We start from the raw sequence: 291 nt of genomic DNA, 5'->3' as shown, positions 1-291 counted from the left end.
GCCTCCGCCAACCAGGCCGCCCTGTTCGCGCTGGCCCAGCCCGGCGACACCATCCTCGGCCTGGACCTGGCCCACGGCGGCCACCTCACCCACGGCATGCGGCTGAACTTCTCCGGCAAGCAGTTCAAGGTGGTCCCCTACCACGTGGACTCCGCCACCGGCCTGGTCGACATGGCCGAGGTCGAGAAGCTCGCCAAGGAGCACCGCCCGAAGGTGATCATCGCGGGCTGGTCGGCGTACCCGCGCCGGCTGGACTTCGCCGAGTTCCGCCGGATCGCCGACGAGGTCGAG

The 291-nt window shown here is 70.8% G+C and carries 1 pseudogene; it reads left to right on the top strand.

From position 1 onward, the window contains the following. Window positions 1–291, top strand: a pseudogene (locus ADK36_RS16475) (serine hydroxymethyltransferase); the annotation flags it as partial.

The sequence above is a fragment of the Streptomyces viridochromogenes genome (genome assembly GCF_001270495.1).
GTDB lineage: Bacteria > Actinomycetota > Actinomycetes > Streptomycetales > Streptomycetaceae > Streptomyces > Streptomyces viridochromogenes_A.
Note: the sequence above shows the minus strand (reverse complement) of the source record. Positions and strands in the feature narration are given on the sequence as shown.